At 54.5% G+C, this 2,185-nt stretch carries 2 protein-coding genes and 1 pseudogene; 2 read left to right on the top strand and 1 reads right to left on the bottom strand.

All coding sequences use genetic code 11. The features are described 5' to 3' along the window. Window positions 1-204 (top strand): hypothetical protein (locus tag A6A04_RS22975; RefSeq protein WP_216636132.1); only part of this gene is annotated, 204 nt, incomplete at its 5' end. Between the two features lie 729 nt (window positions 205-933). On the opposite strand, the pseudogene A6A04_RS19550 reads toward A6A04_RS22975, so the two are convergent. Beyond that, window positions 934-1,137: pseudogene (locus A6A04_RS19550) on the bottom strand (IS5/IS1182 family transposase); the annotation flags it as partial. A 231-nt stretch (window positions 1,138-1,368) separates the two neighbouring features. Here A6A04_RS19550 and A6A04_RS19545 point away from each other — a divergent pair. Then, entirely contained in the window at window positions 1,369-1,851 is a 483-nt protein-coding gene (locus A6A04_RS19545; RefSeq protein WP_156612706.1) for a helix-turn-helix domain-containing protein, read from the top strand. Window positions 1,852-2,185 lie beyond the last annotated feature (334 nt).

Genomic DNA, 2,185 nt, shown 5'->3' with positions numbered 1-2,185 from the left:
CAGCCTGATCAATCCGGCCAAGCCCGCCGGAGATCAAACGGCGACTGCGCTGTTACACCAATCCAAGGGACACGATCAATGCGCGCGGGCGAAATGCGCAAAATAGCGGTGTGTTTGCGCGATAAAAAGCCACTATTAATGGTGTTATTTGTTGTCGCGTTTATTATGAAGTTTCAAATTCTCCAGATTTATTTGCGTACTTGAGGGCGCGTTTATTCGCAGTTTTTGGCGAATTGTAGTCAACCTGTGCCGGCGAACCTTATACCAAGGCCCGTTGATTGAGACTCACGTAGGGGATTGGCATCCTGCGACGACGGCTCGGCCTCGTCCTTGGCTTCGATGGCACCCAGCGTCTGTGCCAGGTCATCGAGAGCGAGCTGCAGTTGATCGGCGGAGAAGCGGAACGTGTCCGGCAGTGCTGAACTTGCTGTTGCCCAGGGCTTTGACCAGATTATCAGTTGAGTTGGTCGCGATGCCCTGGTCCTTAAGCAGCACTTTCGCCGTAGAAGCTTTCCGGCGGGCATGCCGATGTCTGCTTCGGTGATCACTCCTGAAGTTTTCGGTAGAAAAGTGCTCTAGACCGACATCCTGTGGCCAGTTGGGGACAGGATGTCGATTTTTTGGTGCTGAGCTTTCCATAGACGTGTCGATACCAGTTCCGGTCATCACTCCTGGGATTTTGTTGGAAAAGTGCTCTAGACCGACATCCTGTGGCCAGTTGGGGACAGGATGTCGATTTTTTGGTGCTGAGCTTTCCATAGACGTGTCGATACCAGTTCCGGTCATCACTCCTGGGATTTTGTTGGAAAAGTGCCGTAGACGGACAACCTGTGGCCGGTTGGGGACAGGATGTCGATTTTTTAGGTGCCGAGCTTTCCATACCCGCTGTTGAGAAACCGTCTGCCGCCAAACGCATCGTTTCAACACCGGCTAGCCGATGATCAGCATCCGAACCATCAACTCGGGATCCACCGACGGCCGTCCCGTCGAACTGTAGAACGGCTGGAGATGGGGGCGTAAACCCGAGAGTTCCACAAACCGGTCAATCGACCGCAGCATGTGATCGGCAGGGACATGCTGTTCCAGATTGAAGCTGTAGAACAACGCCTCCTGCATCACGGTCCGCTCGCCCATCATGATGCATAATAAAGTAGTTTTACTCTACTCGATTGAATCATAGGTTCGCCTACCGGGCAAGGCCGAGTTTTTCAACAGAATCGGCGTAGAGCCGTGTTTACGACCCGCCCCGGCGTCAAAACACCACATAGGACCCGTGATAAATTTCTGTGCAGAAAAGCACACACCATCCACACGATGGACTGGCTCAACACAACTTAAATCGCCATACTGATTGGATTAAAACATCGCGTGAATTTCATCATGACAACCCAGAACATTTTTTCTCAACTTTCACTCGGGCCAACATTTTCAGACCATCTGATCGCGGTCCAGTTCACCGAGAACCCTGCCGCAAGCTTTGGTACCGTTACGGCCATTGGGGCCGTGGTCCAGATGCCCCGCACAACGTCGGCGGCATTCACCTATATGACCGTGCGCCAGGCAGCTGACGAGCTCCAGGTCCAGCGCAAAACCGTTTATGAATGGATCAAGTCTGGCCTTGTGCGGGCAGGAATCTTGCCCGGCGGAACCGAATACCGGATCCACCGCGGTGACTGGGCCAACTTCCTGGATAGCTTGTTCACCCAGGGCGTCCGGCCATCAGCTCGGCTGCCATTGAAGCCTCCTTGCGCCACCATCGAGGAAGGTCATGGTTCCTCCCCTCGCCCGCAGATCAAGCCCGATTTCTTCACACTGGGCGCTGAAGGCCGCAGGGCCGGAAAGGCCCTCTAACGAATTTCAGGACAATCTTTGTCCTGAAATATGTCCTGAAATCTGATTCATGCTACAATGGCGCCTTCACTTCTTGATGGAGGTCCGCCATGGGACGAGCATCGAAGCCACCGCGGCTCGTGTTGCGGGGGGCCAGTTGGTACATCGTCGATGAAGGCCAGAAGATCGCCTGCGGCACCCGGGACGAAGGCGAGGCTCGGCGTGCGCTGGCTCAGTACGAAGCTGGCAAGGCAACAGCCGCCCATCGCTGACCCTCCCCCCGTGAATGGCTCCAGGTTGAATGTAATAATTCAACTGACCATGAAGGGGACATTCCATGCCGAAGAAGAGACAT

This window comes from Paramagnetospirillum marisnigri (assembly GCF_001650715.1).
GTDB lineage: Bacteria > Pseudomonadota > Alphaproteobacteria > Rhodospirillales > Magnetospirillaceae > Phaeospirillum > Phaeospirillum marisnigri.
Note: the sequence above shows the minus strand (reverse complement) of the source record. Positions and strands in the feature narration are given on the sequence as shown.